Raw genomic sequence first — 4,007 nt, 5'->3', positions numbered from 1 at the left:
CCCGCCCAGTTCGGCGAAGGCTTTTTTCAGCCCGTTGATTTCCACCGGGTCGCCCATGGCGGTGCCGGTGCCGTGGGCTTCGATATAGCCCACCGTGGCCGGATCGACCCCCGCGCCGGACCAAGCCCGCACGATGGCCCGCGCCTGGGCGTTGGGATTCGGGGCGGTGAGGGAATTGGCCTTGCCGCCGTGGTTCACCGCGCTGCCCCGGATCACACCCAGGATCGGATCACCGTCGGACTCCGCTGCCGCCAAGGGCTTGAGGACCACCACGCCCACGCCCTCGCCGCGCACATAGCCGTTGGCTTCTTTGCCGAAGCTGCGGCAACGCCCGTCGGGGCTGAGCATCCCGGCCTTGCCAAACGCGATGGTCAATTCCGGGCGCAGCAGCGCATTCACGCCGCCCACCACGGCCAGCCCACATTCGCCCGAACGCAGCGCCAGCACCGCCCGGTGCAGGGCCACCAGGGAACTGGAACAGGCGGTGTCGATGGCCTCGCTCGGGCCGTGCAGCCCCAGCACGTAGGACACCCGGTTCGCCACCAGGCTCTGGGCGGTGCCGGTGGCCCCGTGGGGCTGGATTTCGCGAGTGCAGACCGCCATCAAGTCCTGGTAGTCGTGGGTGCCCACGCCGACGAACACGCCGGTATCGGACCCGGCCAGGGCGGCGGGCCGCAGTCCGGCGTTTTCCAACGCGCCCCAGGTGGTTTGCAGGATCAGCCGTTGCTGCGGGTCCATCAATTCCGCCTCGCGGGGGGAAATGCCGAAACACAGCGGGTCGAACTTGTCCACGTTCGGCATGAACCCGCCCCATTTGCTCAAGGTGCGGTTGCCGCCCTCGGCGGGGTCGCCGTAGATGGCCCGCCAGTCCCAGCGATCCGCTGGCACTTCGGTGATGAGGTCGTCCCCGGCCAGAAGGTGTTCCCAGAAAGCCTCCAGGTCCGCCGATTGCGGGACGCGCCCGGCCATGCCGATCACGGCGATGGGTTCGGCCTGGGGCGTCGCGGCGTAGCGGGTCCGGGCCGGGCGGCGGACCCGGATAGGTTCCGGCAGGGTCGGGATGGTCGGCGGCGCGGCTTGGACCGCCGGGACGGCTGACGGGGCCGGGGCACCATGGATTTTGGCGAACGCCGCCGGGTGGGTCTCCACCAGATGCGTCACCAAGCTGGTGATGGTGGGATGCTCATAGAACAGCGTGGGATTCAGGCTGATGCCATAGGCTTTTTCGATCTGCGCCGCGAAGTCGTTGACGGCCAGGGAATCCAGGCCGTACTCGGCAATCTCGCCGTCGGGGTCGATGTCCTCCACCGTCACGCGCAACAATTCAGCCACCATGGCCCGTGCCCGCTCGCGGACCTTCCGCGTCAGGCTGGCGTGGTCGGCTAGGGCGGTGTCCGGCGCGGCAGTCACGCTGGCGGCGGCGACGGCTGGGCGTTCGACCGTGCCGCCCGCCGTGCCCAATTCACGCAGGGTGAAGCCAACCAGTCGGGCCACGCCCCGGCCCGCCTCGTCCGCCAGCAGCAAGTCGAAGCGCCCATCAGTCCCGGCCCGGACGGCATGAACGTACAGCTCGGGCGGCAGGACCGGCTGCAATAATTCCAGCCGCTCCAAGGCATAGGGCAGGAAGGCCCGCGCCGCGTCGCTGGCCTGCTCGCGCATCAGCACCGCCACCGATTGCAAGGCGCCATCCAGCAAAGCCGGATGCAGCCCATACCGCCCCGCCACGCCACGATAGGCGGCGGGCAAGGCCAGCCGGGCCAGCGCCTCGCCCGGCCCGCTCCATAACTCGGCCAGCACTTGGAAGCCCGGCCCGTACTCGAAGCCGTGGGCGCGGAACAGGCCGTAGATTTCCTCAGGATTCCAGGCTCGGGGGCAGCGCGCCCGGATGGCGTCCCGCTCCAGCGTCACATCGCCGCCGCCCTGCCCCGGCTCCGCCAGCCGGACGGTGGCGACGGCCAGCACGGTGTCGTCCCTGACGATTTCACAGGCCAGCCCGCCCGCCTCGGGATAAAGGCCGATGCGGAGTTCCGCCCCCGCGTCGGCCACGCTGAAGGGACGGCTCCAACACGCCGCCTCGATGGCCCGCACCGCTTGACCCGGCGCGGCCAGTTCCGCCGCCGCCCGGCAGATTTCCAAATAGGCGGCGGCGGGCAGCAGCGAGCGCCCGGCCACCCGATGCTCGGCCAGCACGAATTCGGAAGGCGTGAACCGCTTGCGGAATTCCAGCCGATCCAGGCTGGAAACATTGTCATCGAGCAGGGGATGCAGGGCGGCAGCCGCGCCCGGCGTCGATGCCGATACTTGCGCCGGTCCCATGGGTGCCCAATAGCGCTCTTCTTCCAAGGGCGAGGGCGGCAGATGAATACGCCGCACGCCGGAAGCTGGCTCCAAAACCGACCAATCCAGCGCCGCGCCGCTCACCCACAGTTCGGCCAGCCGTTCCAACTGGCCGTCCCGCCACAGGCCCGCCAGATCATCCCGGCTGGCTTCGTCCTTGCCCAATACCTGCCCGGCGTTTCCACGTCCCACCTTGCCCCGCCAAATCCCGGCTGCCTCCTCACCCGCCGCCAGCTTCGCCAGCCACCCGCGCAGTTCAGCCAAGTCGGACACCACGCAAGCCACCCGATAATTCCACGCCTCCCGGCCCACCCGCAGGGTGTGCGCCACATCGGCCAGCCGGGGCGCGGGGTCGGCCCGCTCCAACCACGCGGCGAGTTTGCGGGCGGTGCGGATCAGGCCCGCCTCGCTACGCGCCGCCAGCACGATCAATTGCGGGCCGGATTCAGCCGGAAGACGGGCCGGTTCGGGGTACTCCTCGATGAGCGCATGGGCGTTGGCCCCGCCGAAGCCGAAGGAGTTGACCCCGGCCCGACGCGGCAGGGTGTGGCCGTCCGCGTCCACGGGCGCTTGCCAGTCGCGGGACTCCCGGACCAGATAGAACGGCGTGCCGCTCAGCTCAATCAGCGGGTTCGGCGCGGCGAGGTGCAGGCTGGCGGGCAGCCGCTTGGCCCGTAGCGCCAACAGGACCTTAATCAGCCCGGCGATGCCCGCCGCCGTTTCCAGGTGGCCGATGTTGCTCTTGATGGAACCGATGCCGCAGCTTTGCGGCGTCCAGGTCCGGCCTGCCCCGCCCAGTTCGGCGAGGGCTGTTTTCAGCCCGTTGATTTCCACCGGGTCGTCGAGGGCGGTGCCGGTGCCGTGGGCTTCGATGTAGCTCACCGTGGCCGGGTCCACCCCGGCCCAGGCCCGCGCCATCGCCCGCGCTTGGGCGTTGGGATTGGGCGCGGTGAGGGAATTGGCCTTGCCGCCGTGGTTCACCGCGCTGCCCCGGATGACCCCGAGAATGGGATCGCCGTCGGACTCCGCCGCCGCCAAGGGCTTGAGGACCACCGCGCCCACGCCCTCACCCCGCACATAGCCGTTGGCGTCCTTGCCGAAACTACGGCAACGCCCGTCGGGACTGAGCATCCCGGCCTTGCCGAAGGCGATGTTCACTTCGGGACGCAGCAGCGCATTCACGCCGCCCACCAAGGCGGCGGTGCATTCGCCCGCCCGCAGGGCCAGCACCGCCCGGTGCAGGGCCACCAGGGAACTGGAACAGGCGGTGTCGATGGCTTCGCTGGGTCCGTGCAGGCCCAGCACATAGGACACCCGGTTCGCCACCAGGCTATGCGAGACGCCGGTGGCGCGGTGGGCGTCCATGGGCACGCCGGACTGGCCCAGGAGTTCATGGTAATCGGTGCCCGCCACCCCGACGAACACGCCGGTATCGGACCCGGCCATATCCGACGGGCGCAGCCCCGCGCTTTCCAGCGCCGCCCAGGCCGCTTGCAGGAACAGCCGTTGCTGCGGGTCCATGAGTTCGGCTTCCTTGGGCGTGAAGCCGAACAGGCGGGCGTCGAACCGATCAATCCCCGGCACGAAGCCACCCCACCGCGCCCGGCCCGTGGCGTCGCTGCGCCAGTCCCAGCGCTCCGGCGGCACTTCGGTGATGAGGTCATCCCCGG

The 4,007-nt window shown here is 70.1% G+C and carries 1 protein-coding gene; it reads right to left on the bottom strand.

What is annotated here, in order from left to right; genetic code table 11:
* Nucleotides 1-4,007: beta-ketoacyl synthase N-terminal-like domain-containing protein (locus ACXWUF_RS19900; RefSeq protein WP_458503359.1), on the bottom strand; the 4,007-nt coding region annotated here is incomplete at both ends.

It is taken from the genome of Methylomagnum sp. (assembly GCF_054333355.1).
Note: the sequence above shows the minus strand (reverse complement) of the source record. Positions and strands in the feature narration are given on the sequence as shown.